This is a genomic window from Coleofasciculus sp. (assembly GCF_046565525.1).
Classification (GTDB): domain Bacteria; phylum Cyanobacteriota; class Cyanobacteriia; order Cyanobacteriales; family Coleofasciculaceae; genus Coleofasciculus.
The window spans coordinates 42,039-62,055 of sequence record NZ_JBKHUP010000020.1; the positions used below are offsets into that span (position 1 = coordinate 42,039).

The following is a 20,017-nucleotide window of genomic DNA, read 5'->3' on the forward strand; positions in this document are numbered from 1 at the left end:
TAGTCATTAGTCATTAGTACATTGGTCATTGGTTGATCGTCTGAAGCTGAGGAGTTCTTGAGGTGACGCTAACAGCTTAATTCTGACGAAACTAATCGTTTGTTCAGGAGTGAGAATAAATATCCAGCCCACATTGACACTAAAGAGCGGTGTCTTTACTTTGCCCTTGACTTGAATTTGAGTATCCCCGCTTTCTTGGGGTTCCACAACTCCCGTTTTGGGCAACAGCTGCATATCAATGGCTTCAGCCTTTAGATAGGTTGCGATCGCGGCTTTTCCTTCAATGGGTTCCTCAAACGGCGGCTGCATCACGCCGTTATCAGTAAACAAGGCGGCTGTTGCTTCATAATCGCTAGCATTCATCGTTTCAAAGTAACGCAAAATCACGGACTGGGTAATGCCCTCTATAGTCATTTCAGGTTGTTGGTAGGGGGGAGTAACGGTATGACTTTCATTCATTCATAATATAGAAACTTGCCAAAGTAGGCGGTAGCTGTTGCGCCTCTGTCCATAAAAAATGACCAATGACCAATGACAGATGACAAAAGCAATCAAATTAAGCAAAAAGCGCGATCGCTAGGATTTCATCGCTGTGGTATTGCGGCGGTAGAGGGGAATGCTGACGAACAAGCCACTCAACACCTAAAAACCTGGTTCGCTCAGGGAAATCATGCTGACATGGACTGGATGCAGAATCCTCGCCGCTTGGATATCCATACCTGTATGCCAGGGGTTAAATCAGTTATTTCAGTTGCCCTAAACTACTACACACCTCACCAACGTCCTCAGGGAAACGACTACGCGAAGATATCCCGTTACGCTTGGGGACGAGATTACCATAAGGTAATGCTCAAAAAACTCAAAGCATTGACCCACTGGCTACAAGCCCAAGGGGAAGGAATCCAAGCTCGTTACTATGTAGACACAGGTCCAGTACAAGATAAAGTGTGGGCAGAACGTGCCGGAATTGGTTGGATCGCTAAAAATGGTAATGTAATTACGCGAGAGTATGGCAGTTGGGTGTTTTTAGGAGAAGTTTTAACCAATTTATCTTTGACACCCGATACTCCCCATACCCAACATTGCGGAACCTGTACCCGTTGCCTGGAGGCTTGTCCGACTGGAGCAATTGTTAAACCCTTTGTCGTAGATGCCAATCGTTGTATCGCTTATCATACAATTGAAAATCGAGCGGAGGAACTCCCCCCATCCATCACCCCTCATTTAGAGGGTTGGGTAGCTGGGTGTGATATCTGTCAGGATGTTTGTCCTTGGAACCAACGCTTTGCTCAAGGGACGGATGTAGCCGACTTTGAACCCTATCCTGGGAATGTAGCGCCCAAGTTAGCGGAACTGGCGACACTTTCAGATCACCAATGGCATCAACGATTTCCGGCATCAGCCTTGCGACGCATCAAACCCCAGATGTGGCGACGTAACGCTAAAGCCAATCAACAGAAGTAGACCAACAATGTCGCCATTGGACTTAAGATCGTACAGAATTTTGGTAAAAAGATGAGAATTTTTTCTCAGATCGGTAATTTGATTGCTAATCTAAGCGATAGGAAATGCTTTAGAGCATCTTAATATAGAGAATTCTATAGCCATAAGGGCGAGCCATTATGTCTCAGGACGTCAGTACTCACGAAAAGGCAAACAAGCCATCAACCACCTCCACTACTATCCCGGCTTGGTCAGCCGAAGCCGATGCGGATAAGTTAATGGATGATTTATTTGCAGATCTTGACCGTATCTTGGAAGGGAGTAGCAAATTACCGACGGAACCGACTAAGCCAGACTATGTATCTTTACAGTCGATTGTGATTCCCCCCATCACCGCGCCTCCCGCCGTGATACCTGCTCAAGACTTGGTGGAACAGCCATCTGGAGAGAAAAAGGAAACGTCCCAAACCCAGTCTTCAGAGACGAAAGGGACAAAGAATAGCCGTTCCCATGGCAAAGGATCAGGTTGGTCTATTGATAAATTTTTATTGGTAATGGCTCTGATTTCAGTGGGTCTAACCGCACTGTTGCTACTGATTACCCAGAAACAACGGTTTGCACCCTGGTTGCCCAACTTTATCACCTCATCGTCTCCTGAAACCCAACTCCCCTCAGAAGCGGATTCCGAGTTTGGAGATTATGCTTTGGATGCGCTAAAAAAAATTGACAGTAAAGCTAAAGACAGACAACAAGCCGCGATCGCAGGTGGTGGAAATCCTCCAGTTTCGACCAACTCAGGTGCGAATCCACCGGGTACAATTTTGGAAAGAATCTACTATCCGGTTTATCCACCCCAAAATTCCTGGATACCGCCTGTACCCCCCGCCAACTCCTCGGTAGCCTCTCCGCCAGCCCCAGCCCCTTCACCTGCTGCCAATCCGCCATTACCCACCCCACCACCACCTCAAGTCACTATCCCAACACCGCCACTACCGCCTCCAACGGTTGCTCCAACCTCACCTACAGCATCAGCACCGCCAACAGCATCAGCACCGCCAACGCCACCAGCACCGCCAACGCCACCAGCACCGCCACCGCCGCCTCCGGTCAAACATACTCTAGTGGGAGTGCTAGAGTTAGGCGAACGTTCTGCTGCCTTATTTGAAATTGATGGGATCACTCAGCGAATTAACATGGGTGAAGCCATTGGCACAAGTGGCTGGATGTTAGTTGATATCAACAACGGAGAAGCCATTATTCGACGTAATGGAGAAGTTCGCTCGGTTTACACGGGGCAGACGTTCTAAATTAGAGGTGATTACGAGGCGATCGCATCACACACTCGGCAAAAAAAGTGCCAACCTTCAGCTGTCAAACCCTAAGCGAGTACCAACATGGCAGCTTATACAGTTGCCGAGAAAATGATGCCACAAAAACGCGATCGCGGCTGTTCCGGTACAGTGATTTGCCCCTAATACCTGAACCTGATAGTTCGCCAAGGTTTCCACCGTTGCGTGAGCGCGATCGCGATTTGACTGGCGCGACTGAGTGACGCCTATCGTCGATGAGTGTATTATATGAGTAATTAATTATATAATGTTAAGGCTTTGACTCAAAAATTTTTTTCGGGTGACAAAGTTTCCCCTTCTTTCCCTTGCTCTTCACCGCATCCCCTATCTACCCTATCTCTCCGATTTCGCTCATCTGGCTGATTTCTCCTTGCTCCCCCTACTCCCCTGCTCTCTCAGCCTAATGGCGAAGAAAATGTGTGTTATGTAATAATATGATTAATCAGTCAACGATACCGAACCGCAGAACATTACCCCTTATGCCTAATCGCACAGCGACCAAGACCAAGAAAGCCAATTCAGTATCCGATTGCGGAATCTCCCAACTCTCTCCTGTGGCGTTGACCTTGATGGCAGATTTTTTCAAGGTACTCTCGGAAGTCAGTCGGCTACAGATTGTCTGCTGCTTGAAAGCAGGTGCAAAGAACGTCACGGAGATTATTGAAGAAACCGGACTGGGACAAGCTAACGTATCGAAGCACCTCAAAATACTTAACCAGGCGGGAATTGTTTCCCGTGAACAGCAAGGAGTTTGTGTCTACTATAAGATTGCTAACCCGTTTCTGTTTGAATTGTGCGATCTCGTCTGTGATACTCTCTCCCTGCAAGTGGAGCAGCAAAGCCAACAAATACAGCAGCTAGCCGCGCTACGCCAAAGTCGCAGATAAATTGACCGCCGCGATCAGGGGTATCACTATTTGTAGGGACACGATATGATGTAGTGCCCCTATTCTAGTCTTTAGCATCTACCTATAGAAAGATGCTATTGTAGCCAAATACAGTGATAACTTGTTTGGTGTTACTTAGAATGTAGAGTAGCAGTGGCACGAAACTTGAATCAGAAAAGCCGCGATCGCATGAGCTTCCCGTTAATGGCATGGACAGCGACAAGCCTGTTGGGATGCTGGATTGGCGTTGTTTTAAATCAGCCTGCGATCGCGCAAATTACTCCCGATACTACTTTGGGTGATGAAACGTCGGTATTGACACCGGGCGATAACCCAATAGACATTATGATTCAAGGCGGCGCTCAACGGGATTCTCACCTATTCCACAGTTTTGAACAGTTCAATGTGGAAAATGGACAACGAGTTGATTTCGCTAATCCTGGCGGGATTGAAACCATTTTCACTCGCGTCACCGGTGAAAACAATCCGACTAATATTCTGGGAACCTTAGGCGTCGATGGAGCCGCGAACCTGATTCTGCTGAATCCCAATGGTATCTTTTTTGGCGAAAATGCTCGATTAGATGTGTCCGGTGCATTTCGAGCCACGACAGCAGATAGCATTATTTTTGAGAATGGGCTGGAGTTCAGCGCCACAAATCCTCAAACCCCGTCCCCTTTGCTCACCGTTAATGTTCCCATCGGTTTGCAATTTGGACTTAATCCCGGCACTATTGTCAATCAATCCGTTGCCCAAAGTGGGGGTGAAGTCGTGGGACTGGCTGTGCAAACTGGTCAAACCTTATCCTTAATTGGTGGAGATGTGGAGTTAGCAGGGGGTCATCTAACCGCACCTGGGGGAAAAATTGAACTCGGTTCTGTTTTTAATGGAGAGTGGAACCTAAATTCTCCCCAATCCTCATTCCCCAATGCGACAAGTTCAACATTAGGAACGATTCAACTAATAGAACAAGCTACTGTTAACGCGAGTGGTGAAGGCGGGGGTGAGATCCTCGTACAAGGGCGACAAGTTTCCGTCCAGGATGGGTCACAAATTCTGTCAATTACCCAAGGATCTCAACCTGGAGGTAATTTAACCATAAACGCTTCTGAGTTAGTCGAAGTCGTCGGCGCTTCCCCCAATGGTTTTCCCATCAGTAGTATCAAGGCAAATACAGTCGGTGCTGGCTCAGGGGGAGATTTAACCATAAACACAGGACAACTGCGGGTACAGGGTAGAGGCTTAGTCTCCGCCTCAACCTTTGGAGGTGGAACAGGAGGAGATCTAACGATTCGGGCTTCAGACTCCGTAGAACTGAGTGGTTCGGGATTTGAGGCTTTGCAATTCAGCATTATCTTAAGGGCGTTAGCCACACCCGACTCATTGACACCCGAACTATCAGCACTACTAAAGGTATTAGGTTTACCCCCCCCACCCTTACAAGTGTCCGATATAGAAGGATTTGTTGGAGGCGGACTTTTAGCGGGTACTCAAGGAAGTAGTGCATCAGCATCAGCCGGTCGTTTAACCATTGATACAACTCGCTTGGTGATGCGGAATGGCGCGATCGCGTCTACACCCACAGGCGGTGCGGGGAGAGGGGGAGATGTCTTGGTCAACGCTTCTGAATCCGTGGAAATATCCGGTTCGGCGTTTGTTACTGGGGCGTTTCAAGGAACAACAGGCGATGCGGGGAATATCAGGTTGAATACGCAACGCCTAACCCTAAAAAATGGGGGACTCCTGCAAACGATTACCTTTGGTCAAGGCGATGGCGGAAGTTTGCAGGTGAACGCCTCTGAGTCTGTACAAATGGACAGTACACCCATTGGTGCCCTGGCTCCCACGGGGATTTTTGCCAACAGTATCTTTGGTACAGGGACAGGCGGCGACATCACCGTGAATACAAGCCGGATGATTATGCGCGAAGGGGCGCAAGTGGGAAACCAGACAGGTGCATCAACGGGATTAGGGTTAATCCCGGTGGGGGGTCCAGCCGGAGATGTTGTCATAAATGCAACTGATTTTATTGAAGTTGACGGTGTATCCCCAGATTCTCAATTTATTAGTGGTCCAGGAACCACCAGTTTTAGTGGGGCGCCCGCAGGAGACACAACCGTTTCCACCCGAAATATGATCATTCGCAATGGGGGCAATATCTCAACCACCACTCTGAGTGCAGGAGATGGAGGCAGATTGACGGTTAAGGTGTCGGATACCCTGGAACTCGTTGGTACGGGAAACTTTACGGGTGGAGGAGTCCTCGTAGAAATTCCTAGTAGTTTGGTTTCTTCCTCCGGACGTGCTGACTTTCCCGCCTTGCAAGCCACGGGTGCGGCGGGTGTTTTAACCGTAAATGTAGGTCAACTCATTATCCGAGATGGGGCACAAGTTGCCGTGAATAGTCTGGGTTCTGGGGATGCGGGTACCTTAGAAATTGTCGCCGATTTGATTCAATTGGACAATCAGGGAACGATTAATGCGGCGACGGATTCGGGTCAAGGCGGTAACTTATCCCTAAAAACCCAAAACTTAGTAATGAACCGAGAAAGTCAAATTACCACCAATGCCGGAAATACAGATGGGGGTAATATTACCATCATGACCGATACCTTAGTCGCTCAAGAAAATAGCGATATTACCGCGAATGCTCAACAAGGTCGAGGCGGGCGGGTTAGTATTACGGCTCAAGGTATTTTTGGTACGGAGTTTCGGGAGCAACTAACGCCCCTAAGCGATATTACCGCCACCTCTGAATTGGGTCCTGAATTCAGTGGTACTGTGAATATCGTTATCCAAGGGATTGACCCCTCTCAAGGATTAGTTGATTTCCCCGAAAATTTCACAGATACTAGCACGCTTATTGCCATTGGCTGTGCCGCCGATGAAGGAAATTACTTCGCCCTAACTGGACGTGGTGGCTTACCCGCTAACCCGACTCAACCCCTTGCCAGTGAGACGGTGTGGTCAGATGTACGCAATTTATCGGTGGCGTCTTCTCCATCGCCTGTCGCTAAAACAGAAAACAATTTCCAATTTTCTCGACCTAATCCTCAACCTCAAATTATTGAAGCGCAAGGCTGGATTGTCAATGAAAAAGGTCAAGTTGAATTGGTAGCTAATTTACCAGAAAGTTCCCCTCAAAGTCCTCGATATAAACCACAAACTTGTTCACCTTAAGGAGGTAGAAAAATTAACATTAATGGGGGGGGAATCGTCATTGGTCTGATGTCCTTAGTTCTGACTGGGGCTCATCTCAAATCAAACAAAAAACCTCTGCGTCCCTCTGCGTAAACCTCTGCGCCCCTCTGCGTTAAAAAAACATAATTCCGATGCTAACAGACTAGTCAGGGCGGGTTTAGGAAAATTCGAGGTTTCCTCCTGAACGTTAAGACAGTGCCAAACTCCCTCTCAATACCATGAATGATCACAATTGGGTAAAACTATGAAGTGGGTTCGTCAATTCTTCGGGCTACAGGTTCGGTCGAGTTTTAGACAGTATGCTTCCTCTGTGATCCTGTTTGGGCTAACCCTGTTTCTCGTTACCAGTGTATTACCCGGAATCTCATATCCAGTTGAATCTCTACACATTAGTGGAGACAAGGTAGAAGGCAGATGGCAGAGGGAACAAGGGCGTATTGCCCAAACCGATAAAAGCTTACAGCTTAGAGATACTAGCAACCGCTTAAAAAGCCAAACCCCAAACGCCAAAATTGCCAATTCCCCAACCCCCCTAGAACAAGGAATTGCCGCCTTTGAAGCAGGACGTTTAGCTGAGGCTGTACAACTGTGGCAACAAGCCGCCCAAGACTATGAAGCAAAGAGCGATCGCCTAAATCAAGCCCTAAGTTTAAGTTATCTATCATTAGCTTATCAAAATTTGGGACAAGTCCAGGAAGCAGAACAGGCGATTAACCAAAGTCTTGATCTGTTGCAGCATCAAAACAATTGGGGATCAGGGGGGTTGGCGATTCTGGGTCAAGCCTTGAATACTCAAGGACGCCTACAACTCACCAAAGGACAAGCTGAAGCCGCCTTGGACACCTGGAAACAAGCCACTGACGCTTACACCCGCGCCGGGGATGAAACCGGAAAACTGGGAAGCCAAATTAACCAAGCCCAAGCCCTGCAAACCTTAGGACTCTATCGACGGGCGCAAACCCTCCTTAAACAGGCAAATCAACAACTCCAAGCCCAACCTGACTCCCTGCTAAAAGTTCAAGGATTGCAGAGTTTAGGAATTGCCCTGCAAGAGCTGGGTGATCTTAAAACGTCCCAAACCCTTTTAACCCAAAGTTTAGCGATCGCACAAACACTAAACCCAACTCCGGATACGAGTGCGATTCTGTTGAGCTTAGGGAATGTGGCGAGAGACTTACAAGAAGATGACAAAGCATTAGATTATTACCAGAAAGCAGCTAAAAATGCAACCGATTCGCTGATCCAAATCAAAGCTCAATTGAACCAACTGAGTCTGTTGATCAATACGGAACAAGAGGACGCCGCGATCGCACTATTACCGCAAATCCAAGTTCGCCTCGCCACCCTATCCCCCAGTCGGGCGGCTGTTTATGCTCAGGTGAATTTGGCAGACAGCCTGATCAGGATGGCAAGCGATGTAGAGACGTGCCATGGCACCTCTGGATGTCAAGGAGTGGGTTTAACCGATAACCTTACCCCAGAAACCGACAATCCCGGAAGCGCTAAAGCGCTGACTACGAACGGCGCGATCGCACAATTATTAGCCAAAGCCATTCAACAAGCCAGACAGATTCAAGACGCTAAAGCTGAATCCTACGCTCTGGGTGAATTAGGCAAACTTTACGAACAGCAGCAGCAGTTAGCCGAGGCGCAAAAGCTGACGCAACAAGCGCTGAGTCTGGTTCAAGGAATTAATGCTGGCGATATTGCCTATTTATGGGAGTGGCAACTGGGTCGGATTCTGCAAAAGCAGGGAAATACCCAGGATGCAGTCGCCGCTTATACCGTAGCCGTTGAAACCTTGCGATCGCTCCGCAGTGATTTGATTGCCCTGCCAAATTTACAATTTTACTTTCGAGAACGGGTTGAACCCGTCTATCGTCAACTGGTGGGATTACTCCTAAAATCTGATCCGAGTCAGAAAAACCTGCAAAAAGCCCGTGAGGTGATTGAATCTCTCCAGCTTGCTGAATTAGATAACTTTTTTCGCAACACCTGTATTCAGGCGCAACCCCAGCAAATTGATCAGGTTGATCCCACGGCGGCGGTAATTTATCCAATTATTCTGCCAGACCGTTTAGCCGTGATCCTATCATTGCCAGGACAACCCCTGCGCCATTATGAAACCCAATTACCAGAAACAGAGGTCAACAACGCCTTTATCCAGCTCCGCAAATTCCTCAATCCCGTGTTGTCGGACAAACAACGATTACGCTTTTCCCAAGACATTTATGACTGGCTGATTCGACCCATAGAAGTCGAGTTAGCTGACAGTGAGATTAAAACCCTCGTCTTTATCCTGGATGGGGCTTTGCGAAATCTGCCCATGGCAGCCCTTTACGATGGAGAACAGTATCTGATCGAAAAATACAGTATCGCGGTGAGTCCCGGATTGCAACTATTAGAACCGCGTGCGCTAGATCGAGAACGGCTTCAGGCATTAATTGGTGGACTCAGCGAGGAACGTCAGGGGTTTTCTGCCTTACCTGGAGTCGAGTTAGAACTGAGTAAAATTGCGGATAAAGTGCCGTCTGAGATGCTTTTCAATCAAGAATTTACCACAACCACACTTAAGCAGGAAATTAGTGCTGTTTCTTTCCCAGTAGTTCACCTTGCCACCCATGGTCAGTTTAGTTCCGAGGTGGAAGATACATTCATCTTGACGTGGGAAGGGCAAGTCAATGTCAATGATTTGGATCAATTACTGCAAGTTCGAGAACGAGAGGATAGCCAACCGATTGAATTACTGGTTCTCAGTGCTTGCCAAACCGCAACCGGGGATCAGCGAGCCGCCTTGGGATTAGCGGGTGTTGCGGTACGTTCAGGCGCTCGCAGCACTCTGGCAACCCTGTGGTCAGTTCGCGACCAATCAACGGCTCAACTCATGGCTGAGTTTTACCAATCCCTGACTCAATCTGAGAATAGCAAAGCGGAATCTCTGCGTCAGGCACAGCTTTCTATCTTGAAAAACCCTGAGTATGAGCATCCTTATTATTGGGCGCCGTTTGTTTTGGTGGGCAATTGGCTTTAGAGCGGCGCTTGGTGTAATATCATGTCCGCTTGATCATTCGTCTATCGGTCACTGAAACAGTGCTTTTTGGACAGTTACCGACCGATAACCTTGGCGAGGCTAACTTTACCCCAGAAATGGGTGAAAACCGGAGGGGCAACCATACCCCTCCACCCCGAAAGGGGTATGCTTCTTAAACCGCTACCGCGTGTTCCTCCCTGGTCTAAAGCTTGCCCGATAAGCGAAGCGAAGGGACACAGGGTTTCCCACAACGAAGGATTTTTATGAGGAATTTCATTGGGGGGCAAGTTAAACTGAAATTTTGCACTCCAGCGAGCAATGGGGATTATTGGGAATAATCCAATGGAAAAACCCGGCTTTTTCACGAATACCCTGGTTTTTATTGAGAATCGTGCCAGATTGGAGCTAAGGTTCATCAAAAACCCTTTATGGGCTTCAAAATTGTTTAAGATAATAGTGTCACTCGCCAAGGCATTCACTGTTGAAGAGGATTATTATCGTGACTTGGCAACGTTACTACATTTATATCAGCTTATTTCTCCTCAGTCTGTTGTTGAACATCCTGCCGATTGAGGGGTTATCCGTGCAGGCGCAAGAGATTGCGCCGAGTAAAAGCCTATCTAGTCGTTCGATAGTGACGGTAAGATTCTCACCGCCACCGACAGGTGAGCAACCCTTACCCGGTAATCGGGAGGGGGGAGGGACTCGTGATGGCGGATGTCCTCAAGATGCTAAAGGACTCAATCTGGCGATTACTTCTGTAATGCCCGCGACTCACCAAGGATTGACCGTGGCTGAACGCCCTACCTTTTTTGTTTACGTTCCTAAAACCACGGCGAAGCAGGCACTCTTTGTGCTTAAGGATAAAAATGAAGATTATTATTACGAAACAACCTTGCCCATGCCCAAACAAGCAGGGATTCTCCGCGTAAACCTCCCGGATGAGGCATCAGGGCTAGAAGTTGGTAAAACGTATCATTGGTCATTTCTGATGATTTGTGGCGAGCAAGTCATGCCAGATAGTCCCGGAGTTCAAGGAGTGATTAGACGGATTAAGCCGAATGGAACATTAAATCAGCTAGACGGAGAACCTCTGCTGGAACAGGCTCTCCGGTATGGGGAAAATGGTATTTGGTTCGATACTCTGACAACCCTGGCTCAACTTAGACAATCTAATTCAGAGGATTCCTCCTTTCAAGTGGCTTGGGCAGACTTGTTAAAATCGGTAGGACTCGACGCGATCGCGACTCAACCCCTGGTTAATTAATAGGATGTAATGATGAAAATATCCCATCTGTAGGGGCGCACCGACGTGCGCCCTTTATCCAATGGTGTTTTTGCTGCCCAGATTCAACGCATTGAGTTGAGCTTGGGCTTTTTGTAGAGATTCATACCATTCCTTTTGCGGATCACTATCGGCAACAATGCCAGCACCAACTTGTCCCCAAACCGTTGCCCCAGGTTTAGAATTGCCCGATTTACGATACAACAACGTGCGAATCAAAATATTTAAGTCGAGATTTCCCCGCCAATCTAAATAACCGCAAGAACCATAAAATAAGTTGCGCTTGACAGGTTCAAGCTCTTCAATAATTTCCATACAGCGAACTTTAGGACAACCCGTAATGGTTCCCCCAGGAAATACACCGCGAATCAAGTCTATCGGGTCACACTTAGGGCTGAGTGTACCAATAATATTACTAACCAAGTGCATGACGTGGCTGTAGCGTTCAATACTAAGAAGTTCATTCACTTGTACAGTCCCCCATTCACAAACTCTGCCGATATCATTGCGCTCTAAGTCAACTAACATGATATGTTCGGCTCTTTCCTTAGTATTGGCAATTAACTCTTGGGCTAACTGTTCATCCTGAGTCGAAGTAGCACCGCGTTTTCGCGTTCCAGCAATCGGTCTAGTCTCAACTTTTTTGCCTGATAATTGAATCAATCGTTCAGGTGAACAGCTAATCATTGCCCCCCACGGAGTTTGCCAATAACTGGCAAAAGGGGAAGGATTAATCTGTTGCAACGCTCGATAGATTGACCAGCTATCCAAAGCGGTATGTGCTTCAAACCGTAACGACAAATTTGCCTGAAAGATATCGCCAGCTTGAATATAGTTTTTCGCTTGCTGCACCGCTGCTATATAATCGTGCTGAGAGATTTGAAAAATAGGAGTAATGGGATTACTTTTGTCCGGTTTTGGTAAATCCTGTACTCCTATCTCTCTATCAGCTTGTTTTAGCTGACGTTGCAAGGAGTCAAGTTGAGCCGAATCTGTCGTCGCTAACCAGAGAACTTGCTGGTGATGATCTAGCACAGCAAAGGATTCCGGTTCATACCAGTAGGCGATGGGGAAAGGAAGGGGATCGGTGTTTAGTTGGGGGAGTTGCTCAATCTCCCAGGCTAAGTCATATCCCAGCCATCCTAACCAACCCCCTGTAAAGGGAAGGAGAGCAGGAACCAGTGATTGAGCCTTTTGCACTTGAAGCAGGCGGCGTAGGAAGGGTAGAATGTCTCCCACAGACGGTGTCCAGAGCTGAGGTTGATGCTTAATAAAGCGAGGAAAACCCGCACAAATAGAATATCGAGCTAGATGGGTATTATTTGGCGTCACGGGGCTTTCTAGGAGAGTAGCAATGTGATAATTTTCAGCCAAGTTTCTTTCTAGAGCTGAATCTCCTGTGGGATGAAGAAATAGCGCCTCGAAGACGTGGGAACCACTACGCTTAGCCAAAGGAAGCTTGCGCCAATGCCAAGGTTGTATGGGTTTGAGGGAGGATGGGCTAGGGAGCATGTCAGGGGCGATGTCGGACAAGTTTTTTCCTTATTTTGCGCCTTTTGGTTACAATATTTTTATACATCAATCCTCTATAGACAATAACAATTTAGCAGTTTCCTGGGCGAGTCAATCTACCTATACGTCTTTACGCTAATAATTCGGAAGCAATAGGTTAAACAGAACTTGATTGAAGAACCTGTGTCTATAAAATAGCGGCGATTTTTAAGCCAAAAGGTAATGAATGAATCGATAGCATTTTTCCAAACAGGGCTACCCGAAGGTCCAATTGTAGCGTTTACTATTCTGCTGTTAGTCAGTTTAACCATTCCGCCGTTGTTCGAGCGTCTGGGATTGCCTGGGTTAGTCGGATTGCTGTTGGCAGGAGTCATTCTGGGTTCCAATGGTTTGCAGCTATTAGATGCTGACAGCGAAACCATGAAGCTGCTATCAGATATCGGCAAAATTTACCTAATGTTTGTGGCTGGGCTAGAAATTGACTTGGTGCAGTTCCGCAAGAAAAAACATCGCTCCTTAGTTTTTGGATTAATGACCTTTATCGTACCACTTGTCACCAGTATGATGATTGGACGATTATTTGGTTTTGGGTGGAATACATCCCTGCTGATGGGTTCTTTATTTGCCTCCCATACTCTGTTAGGGTATCCCATCGTCCAGCGCTTGGGTTTAGTTGAGAAAGAATCAGTCATTGTTACCATTGGCGCGACAATCTTTACCGATATTAGTGCGCTGCTTGTCCTAGCACTATGCGTTTCGATTAATGCGGGAGAGTTTTCTCTCTATAGTTTGATTCAGCAATTGGTTTCATTAGCCATTTACACAGCCATCGTTTTATTTGGCTTTGACTGGGTGGGGAAGGAACACTTTCGGCGGACGGGAGATGATGAGGGTAATCAGTTTTTGTTCGTACTTCTGGCGGTGTTTCTAGCGTCAGTGGGGGCGGAGATTATTCAGATTGATCAGATTGTTGGTGCATTTATGGCGGGTTTGGCGGTTAATGATGTGGTGGGAAACTCACCCGTTAAAGAAAAAGTGGAGTTTGTGGGCAGTGTTTTATTTATCCCCTTTTTCTTTGTAGACATGGGTTTACTCCTAGACATTCCCGTGTTTATCGAAAGCCTCACCACCAGTTTTTGGCTAACCCTGGCAATTGTCGTGGGATTGCTGGGGAGCAAATTTTTCGCTGCCGCGATCGCGAAATTCCTCTATCATTACAGTTTTGACGAGATGATGGTAATGTGGTCTCTGTCTGTACCCCAAGTCGCCGCCACACTAGCCGCCGCCTTGGTTGGTTTGCAGGTAGGGTTAATCACGGAAACCGTATTTAACAGCATCATTGTTTTAATGCTGATCACCTCTATCCTCGGTCCCCTACTCACCGGAAAATTTGCCCCGAAACTTCCTTTACCCAAACCCAGCCCGAAAACTAACCAGTCTAAACTGTGGTGGGAAAATCATCGCTTTGAACGTTTAGAGGAACAAGAATCGGTTCCGTTTACGATAGTCGTGCCTGTTAGCAAAAGTCAAACCAAGGGGTATTTGATGGAAATGGCAGCACTGCTAGCGCATCATCAATCCGGTCAAATTATACCTCTATCTATCTCTCCATCTCATACCTACATGGATGAACCCCAGATGCAGGTTAACCTGCGACAAAGTCGGCGACTCCTGAACAAAGCGCTAACAGTTAGTTCTGAGTTTGAAGCCGAGGCGAAACCTGTACTGCGAATTGAGAATGACATCGCCTCTGGAATTGTTCACACCGCCCGGGAACAAGATGCCAGTTTAATTGTCATGAGTTGGCGCAAAAATACAGGATTGCGGGCACGTTTGTTTGGTACGATTATTAACCGGGTATTTTGGGCATCTCACTGTCCAGTTGCGGTGATGCGACTCTTAGATGAGCCAGTCAACCTGCGTAAAATCTTGGTGCCCGCGAAAAACTTCTCGCCGCAGACAATCCGCACGGTGAGGTTTGCTCAACTCCTGGCTGATACCCATCAAGGGGAGGTGAAACTGCTACACGTTTGTCCGGTTAAAACAGCATCCTCCGAAATGGCGGCGATTGAAGACGAGTATATTAATGTGTTGAATGTTACTGGAGATCATGTAAAACCAACAGTGCAAGTGATTCAAAGTGACGATGTGGTGCTGGCGATTCTGAAGGTGGCTCAGTTAGCGGATATGGTAATTTTGCGCTCTTTGCGTCGCCGTACTATTGCTGGGTTAGCGGTGAGCGATATTACCACACAATTGATAAAGGAACTCACCTGCTCATTGGTGTTGTTTGGGGAACCGTATTGAACAGGTATGTTCTTGTTGCGATCGCCTCCTCCTAATCAAGATTTATGAAAAGAGCGATCGCATTCATTTTATCGCTCTACGCTTGCTTTTTCTTCAGGATTGAACCGACTCCCATTGCACCGAATGCCAATACACCCAAAACAGAAGCAGGCTCTGGTACTGATGTTTTGGCACTAACTGTAATCTCCCCAGAATTTCGATCTAATTGAATTGAAGTTGCTATTTGATCGACATCCTGACGCAATTCCAAGAAGCTACCAATCTCTCCAGATAAGAATTGTTCTCCGATTACACCCGTACCCCCTCCGACGTTAAAATTACCAAACAGGGTTTGAGTCGAAGTATCAAAATTAAATTGGAAAAAAGGAGATTCAGATGCTCCGTCAGTCACTGTATTAAACGACTGGAGCGGATTGTTGTTTGGATCGAAGAAAGAAACCATTAAGGATTGTAGGTTGTTCGTCGCTCCAGCACCACTCTCGGAAATAATGGTTGGAGCTGTGGTTTCGTCGTAGCTGAACATCCCCGTTGCTGAATAACCCGTATCCCCCTGCCAATTAAAGTTGAACGAGATCGCTTGGGCTTGTTGAGCGATCGCCATCGATAAAGCCGCCGAAGTCGCAGCGGTAACGGCAATTTTCTTGAAAATGTTTTGCATGACTCTCATTAAAATGGTGCTGTAAACCAAAGAATATACCATGGATTACTTTACTTCGCCAATGCTAATGAGTCAAATAAAGATTTGATGAAGTTGCGGTCAAACTAGGAAGTTTTGTGAATCGATAATTAATCTTAAGTTAACCTGGCGGTTTTGATGGGCTGGCAGGGTAAACGCATATTGTCAATAAGCAGGGTTTTTAGCACAACAACTCGGCTTTATTGTTTCTTATTGACAAAGAGTATTCTATTTTCAATTCGCTGGGGGAAGTGGAGCTAACCCTGGCAATTGTCGTGGGATTACTGGGAAGTGTTTTAGGGCAATCGCAGAAGCGGCACAGTTGCCAGTCCTGTCTCTGGCAATCCCTGATTTCAAGCGATAGCTAAATCAGGGTTGTTGAAAGTTGTGGCGGTTTACCTGAAAAGGAAGCAGTCAAGCCCGATTATATATCAGTCATTGTTATCATTAGCACAACAATCTTTACTCATCACAGTACAGTTTTAGCCTAATATGAATCCCTACGCTATTATTCATCAAACTCAACGCCAACGAGTCAGCGATGGTATGACGCGATCGCTCCTGGAAGACTGTGAGAATACCCCCCGCATCCTGGTACTCGTTTGGTCTCAACTGGGTGACTTTGACAGCCTAGAATACGCCTTCTGGTTACAGCGAGAGGCTGAACAGTTGCGGGCGAAGGGAATCGCCATTCGCGCTGTGGGGATTGGCAATCTCGATTCAGGAAAACAGTTTTGTCACTATACCGGATTTCCGGCGGAGTGGTTGTTTGTTGATCCAAATGCCCAATTGCATCGCCAGCTTAACCTTTATCCGGGGTTGAATTTTAAACTTCCTGGACTTTCTACCACTCAAACGGCTTGGCTCAACTTATTATTGATGTGTGCGGGTATTGGTAGCCCAGGTACACTGGCTGAAGTGTTTCGCGGCTATCGGGGCGATCGCAACGCACCTCAGCTGATTGGCGATGAGGAAGTCATCAAAGCGAAACCCTTACCCCCTCTCAAAGGCTCATTTTTTCAATTCGCTGGGGGAAGTGGATATCAGCGCCCCTTTGAACTAGCTACCTTGAGACTACGGAATATGGTGGAAGTTTTGGGCAATTGGAAAACTTATGTTCCTAATCCCGCCTATATGACACAGCGAGGTGCCACATTCCTATTTGATGCAGACGGTAACGTATTGTATGAACATCGCGATCGCGCAATTCTCGGCTTTGCTGCAAATATGAGTCGCCCCTTATCATTTTTATATGAAAAAGGGTAGGAGGGTAGAAGGGTAGCGATCGCATCGATTTCGGAATAAAAGTGCAGACAATTGGTGATTGAGTAAGAAAGAAAGTTTTATGTAGGGGCGGGTTTTACTATTATCATTTTTTACCTCACCCAGATGTAACTAAACCCGCCCCGATGTAGAGACGTAGCATACTGCGTTTCTACAGTTCCTCTTCACAGATATACCCTAATCATGAACTATTCTTTTACCAAACAAAAATATCATGTCCTCTGGATTCCTAGCAATATTATCCTCACCCTTCTCACCCTCATCAGCGCAACCAATGCCGAAATAATCCCTGACACAGATAATTTTTCAACCAATACCAACGTTACCAATGGTGTAATTCAAGGAGGAATCAGAGTCGGGAATTCTCTCTTCCACAGTTTTGATGAATTTTCTATTCCGACAAATTCACAAGCCGTCTTTCAACTAAACACCCCAAACCTGGACATAGAAACTATTATCAGCCGCATCACGGGTGACAAGATATCCCTTATTGATGGCATCATTGGTGCGGATGGCACAGCCAACCTAATGCTGATTAATCCCAACGGAATTATATTTGGTGCCAATGCTCAACTCAATATCGGTGGCTCTTTCTTAGCCAGTACCGCCAACAGTGTTATCTTTCCTGATGGCAGTGAATTCAGCACCACCAATCCCCAATCACCGCCCCTTTTAACCATTAATGTACCAATTGGCTTGCAGTTTGGTTCCAATCCGTCGCCGATTATTCATCAAACAAATAGTAACTTATCAGTAAACCCCGGTCAAACCTTGGCACTTGTGGGCGGAAATTTATTATTAAATGGAGCAAATCTAACAGCAGCGCAAGGGCGAATTGAATTGGGGAGTGTGGCGAGTTCGGGACGAGTTAATCTGACTCCTCTAACCACAGGTTTTGCCTTGGACTATTCAGATATACAACAGTTTGGCACCATTGACTTAACCAATGGAACCGCTGTCAATACCAGTGGTTTAGGTGGTGGCACAATTCGGGTGCGGGGAGGAGAAGTCACCCTGACTCAAAACTCAAACCTAGTGGCGGAAACCCTCGGTAATGTGAACGGCGGCGGGATTGATATTCAGGCGAATCAGGTGAAACTGCAACAAGGTGCGTTTGCGTCTACCTCTACATTTGGTACAGGTGCAGGAGGAAATCTTACCATTCAGGCTGAGCGAGTGGACGTGACTGGTACAACCCCTCTAGAACCCTCACAGCAGTTTCTATCCGGAACCTTTGACCCATTTAATTTAAGTAATGGTTTATTTAGTTTTAGTGGTGGACAGGGTGATGCTGGACATTTAACCCTTGAAACCAATCAATTGATTGTACAAAATGGCGCGACTCTCCTCACCACAGCCTTTGCAGAGGGGAATGGTGGTGACTTAACCTTAAACGTCTCAGAGTTCGCAGATTTAACCCGTGGGTCTCTCTTACTGACCGGAACTACGGCGAAAGGAAACGCCGGGGATTTCCAAATTACCGCGAATCAGTTGCGAGTGCTAGAGGGTACATCATTAAGCACCACACCTAGCGCGATGAGTCAAGGTCAAGGGGGGAATTTAACTGTAACGGCTGAATTCGTGGAACTCAGAGGAACCCCAGCCAACGCCGTTGTTCCAGGAGGGTTGTTCACAGCTACCCTGGGTGCAGGGGATGCGGGTGATTTTACCCTAAATACAGGTCAACTCATTGTTGCTGATGGGTCACAAATCTCAGCCGCTGCGGCGGGTGGAGGACGGGGGGGAAATCTCCGGGTTAACGCCGATACGGTGGAATTGAGGGGTGTTTCTGCTGATGGTCAGTTTTTGAGTGGTTTGTTTACCTCGTCATCGCTGTTAACCGTAGCAGGACAAAGGGGAACAGCACCCGCCGGAGATTTAATGATTACCACGCGACGCTTAAGTGTGCGGGATGGCGCTCAAATTTCCGCCGCTACAGGGAGTGCAGGGACAGCCGGAACCTTAAATATCAATGCTTCTGAATCGGTAACGGTGGCGGGTGTGGCGACGGGTGTTGCTCCCTCTGTCGAAGGAGTCTCCTTTGGCATTATTGGTGATGGTATCGTACCGAGTGCAATTGAAGCCAACACCAGTGGTGCAGGCGGTGCTGGGGATTTGCAGATTCAAACGGGACGGTTAAATGTGTGGGATGGCGCGGAAGTTGGCGTCAGGGGGACAGCATCGGGTGCTGCAGGTAATTTAGATATAATAGCCGATTCGATTTGGCTGGACAATCAAGGGGCAATTAGTGCAGCTACAGTGGCGGGGACAGGGGGAAATATTCGACTCGAAGCATCGAATGTGCTACTGCGGCGCAATAGTCGGATTACGACGAATACAGAGAACAGTGATGGGGGTAATATAACAATCGATACCAATACTCTAGTCGCGATCGATAATAGTGATATCACGGCTAATGCTCGTCAAGGTCGAGGCGGTCGTGTTAGTATTACGGCTCAGGGTATTTTTGGCATTCAGTTTCGGGATGAACTTACCCCAGATAGCGATATCACCGCCACATCAGATTTAGGACCACAATTTAATGGTCTGGTGACTTTAAATATTCAGGGGATTGACCCGAATCGGGGATTAGTTCAGTTACCGGAAAATTTCACTCAACCCAGTAATCAAATTGCCACAGGTTGTGTCGCTGAAACAGGAAATTCCTTGGTCATGACTGGACGAGGTGGACTACCCGAAGACCCCAGCCAAATTTTACGCGGTCGAACCCTTTGGCAAGATTTGCGTTCTCTTGATTTGGATGAAGAAAATCTGGGGGAGACGGGACGTGCACAGAATCGACAGCAATTCCCATCGATAGGTTTTTTGGGAATCGAATCCTCACTTTTAACGACCTCACCAAGAAAGAAAATACATCCAGAGAAAAACTTGACCCCTGTGGAAGCTCAAGGATGGGTGATTGATGCAGATGGCAATGTCGAACTGGTGGCTAATATGCCCAATGATAGACTGGGTGTTGTTGATTTGCCCAGAACGTCTAATTGTTATTAAATAAGACGGTAGGTTGGGTCGAGGTACGAG

Annotated in this window: 13 protein-coding genes; 10 read left to right on the forward strand and 3 right to left on the reverse strand. The window is 47.1% G+C overall.

What is annotated here, in order from left to right:
* Nucleotides 1-6: 6 nt before the first annotated feature.
* Entirely contained in the window at nt 7-459 is a 453-nt protein-coding gene (locus ACLGGO_RS09580) for a ketosteroid isomerase family protein (protein WP_446419128.1), read from the reverse strand.
* 72 nt (nt 460-531) lie between these two features.
* Between ACLGGO_RS09580 and queG the strand changes: the two genes are divergently transcribed.
* The 7 genes from queG to ACLGGO_RS09615 all read left to right on the forward strand — a co-directional run bounded on the left by queG (nt 532) and on the right by ACLGGO_RS09615 (nt 11,178).
* Nucleotides 532-1,464 (forward strand): tRNA epoxyqueuosine(34) reductase QueG, encoded by a 933-nt coding sequence (queG, locus tag ACLGGO_RS09585; RefSeq protein ID WP_446419129.1) that lies wholly within the window; start codon nt 532-534, stop codon nt 1,462-1,464.
* A 158-nt stretch (nt 1,465-1,622) separates the two neighbouring features.
* Nucleotides 1,623-2,750: a hypothetical protein gene (locus tag ACLGGO_RS09590; RefSeq protein ID WP_446419130.1), complete on the forward strand. Its 1,128-nt coding sequence runs from the start codon at nt 1,623-1,625 to the stop codon at nt 2,748-2,750.
* A 47-nt stretch (nt 2,751-2,797) separates the two neighbouring features.
* The gene (locus ACLGGO_RS09595; RefSeq protein WP_446419131.1) at nt 2,798-2,995 is read left to right on the forward strand and encodes a hypothetical protein; all 198 of its coding nucleotides are present in this window, start codon (nt 2,798-2,800) and stop codon (nt 2,993-2,995) included.
* A gap of 276 nt (nt 2,996-3,271) precedes the next feature.
* On the forward strand, nt 3,272-3,679 hold the full coding sequence (locus ACLGGO_RS09600; protein WP_446419132.1) for an ArsR/SmtB family transcription factor: 408 nt from the start codon (nt 3,272-3,274) through the stop codon (nt 3,677-3,679).
* 153 nt (nt 3,680-3,832) lie between these two features.
* Nucleotides 3,833-6,859 (forward strand): two-partner secretion domain-containing protein, encoded by a 3,027-nt coding sequence (locus ACLGGO_RS09605; protein ID WP_446419133.1) that lies wholly within the window; start codon nt 3,833-3,835, stop codon nt 6,857-6,859.
* 265 nt (nt 6,860-7,124) lie between these two features.
* The gene (locus ACLGGO_RS09610; RefSeq protein ID WP_446419134.1) at nt 7,125-9,911 is read left to right on the forward strand and encodes a CHAT domain-containing protein; all 2,787 of its coding nucleotides are present in this window, start codon (nt 7,125-7,127) and stop codon (nt 9,909-9,911) included.
* Nucleotides 9,912-10,410: 499 nt separating this feature from the next.
* Entirely contained in the window at nt 10,411-11,178 is a 768-nt protein-coding gene (locus tag ACLGGO_RS09615; RefSeq protein WP_446419135.1) for a DUF928 domain-containing protein, read from the forward strand.
* Nucleotides 11,179-11,232: 54 nt separating this feature from the next.
* Here ACLGGO_RS09615 and ACLGGO_RS09620 read toward each other — a convergent pair whose 3' ends face one another.
* Nucleotides 11,233-12,708 carry an anthranilate synthase component I gene (locus ACLGGO_RS09620; RefSeq protein WP_446419156.1) on the reverse strand — a complete coding sequence of 492 codons (1,476 nt, stop codon included), beginning with the start codon at nt 12,706-12,708 and terminating at the stop codon, nt 11,233-11,235.
* A gap of 222 nt (nt 12,709-12,930) precedes the next feature.
* Here ACLGGO_RS09620 and ACLGGO_RS09625 point away from each other — a divergent pair, with 222 nt between their 5' ends.
* Nucleotides 12,931-15,015: a cation:proton antiporter gene (locus ACLGGO_RS09625; RefSeq protein WP_446419136.1), complete on the forward strand. Its 2,085-nt coding sequence runs from the start codon at nt 12,931-12,933 to the stop codon at nt 15,013-15,015.
* 76 nt (nt 15,016-15,091) lie between these two features.
* Here the strand turns inward: ACLGGO_RS09625 and ACLGGO_RS09630 are convergent, their stop codons facing one another.
* On the reverse strand, nt 15,092-15,673 hold the full coding sequence (locus ACLGGO_RS09630) for a PEP-CTERM sorting domain-containing protein (RefSeq protein ID WP_446419137.1): 582 nt from the start codon (nt 15,671-15,673) through the stop codon (nt 15,092-15,094).
* A gap of 510 nt (nt 15,674-16,183) precedes the next feature.
* Between ACLGGO_RS09630 and ACLGGO_RS09635 the strand changes: the two genes are divergently transcribed.
* Both ACLGGO_RS09635 and ACLGGO_RS09640 read left to right on the forward strand, forming a co-directional pair.
* A complete protein-coding gene (locus ACLGGO_RS09635) occupies nt 16,184-16,957 on the forward strand; it encodes a peroxiredoxin-like family protein (protein WP_446419138.1) in 774 nt (257 codons plus the stop codon).
* A 201-nt stretch (nt 16,958-17,158) separates the two neighbouring features.
* Nucleotides 17,159-19,987, forward strand: a complete 2,829-nt coding sequence (locus tag ACLGGO_RS09640) for a two-partner secretion domain-containing protein (protein ID WP_446419139.1) — start codon at nt 17,159-17,161, stop codon at nt 19,985-19,987.
* Nucleotides 19,988-20,017: the final 30 nt, after the last annotated feature.

Bases quoted from the DNA above. Each gene is read 5' to 3' on its own strand.
- ACLGGO_RS09600 (WP_446419132.1), top strand. From the start codon at position 3,272: ATGCCTAATCGCACAGCGACCAAGACCAAGAAAGCCAATTCAGTATCC.
- ACLGGO_RS09590 (WP_446419130.1), top strand. From the start codon at position 1,623: ATGTCTCAGGACGTCAGTACTCACGAAAAGGCAAACAAGCCATCAACC.
- ACLGGO_RS09630 (WP_446419137.1), bottom strand. From the start codon at position 15,673: ATGCAAAACATTTTCAAGAAAATTGCCGTTACCGCTGCGACTTCGGCG.
- ACLGGO_RS09635 (WP_446419138.1), top strand. From the start codon at position 16,184: ATGAATCCCTACGCTATTATTCATCAAACTCAACGCCAACGAGTCAGC.
- queG (WP_446419129.1), top strand. From the start codon at position 532: ATGACAGATGACAAAAGCAATCAAATTAAGCAAAAAGCGCGATCGCTA.
- ACLGGO_RS09640 (WP_446419139.1), top strand. From the start codon at position 17,159: ATGAACTATTCTTTTACCAAACAAAAATATCATGTCCTCTGGATTCCT.
- ACLGGO_RS09580 (WP_446419128.1), bottom strand. From the start codon at position 459: ATGAATGAAAGTCATACCGTTACTCCCCCCTACCAACAACCTGAAATG.
- ACLGGO_RS09610 (WP_446419134.1), top strand. From the start codon at position 7,125: ATGAAGTGGGTTCGTCAATTCTTCGGGCTACAGGTTCGGTCGAGTTTT.
- ACLGGO_RS09620 (WP_446419156.1), bottom strand. From the start codon at position 12,708: ATGCTCCCTAGCCCATCCTCCCTCAAACCCATACAACCTTGGCATTGG.
- ACLGGO_RS09625 (WP_446419136.1), top strand. From the start codon at position 12,931: ATGAATGAATCGATAGCATTTTTCCAAACAGGGCTACCCGAAGGTCCA.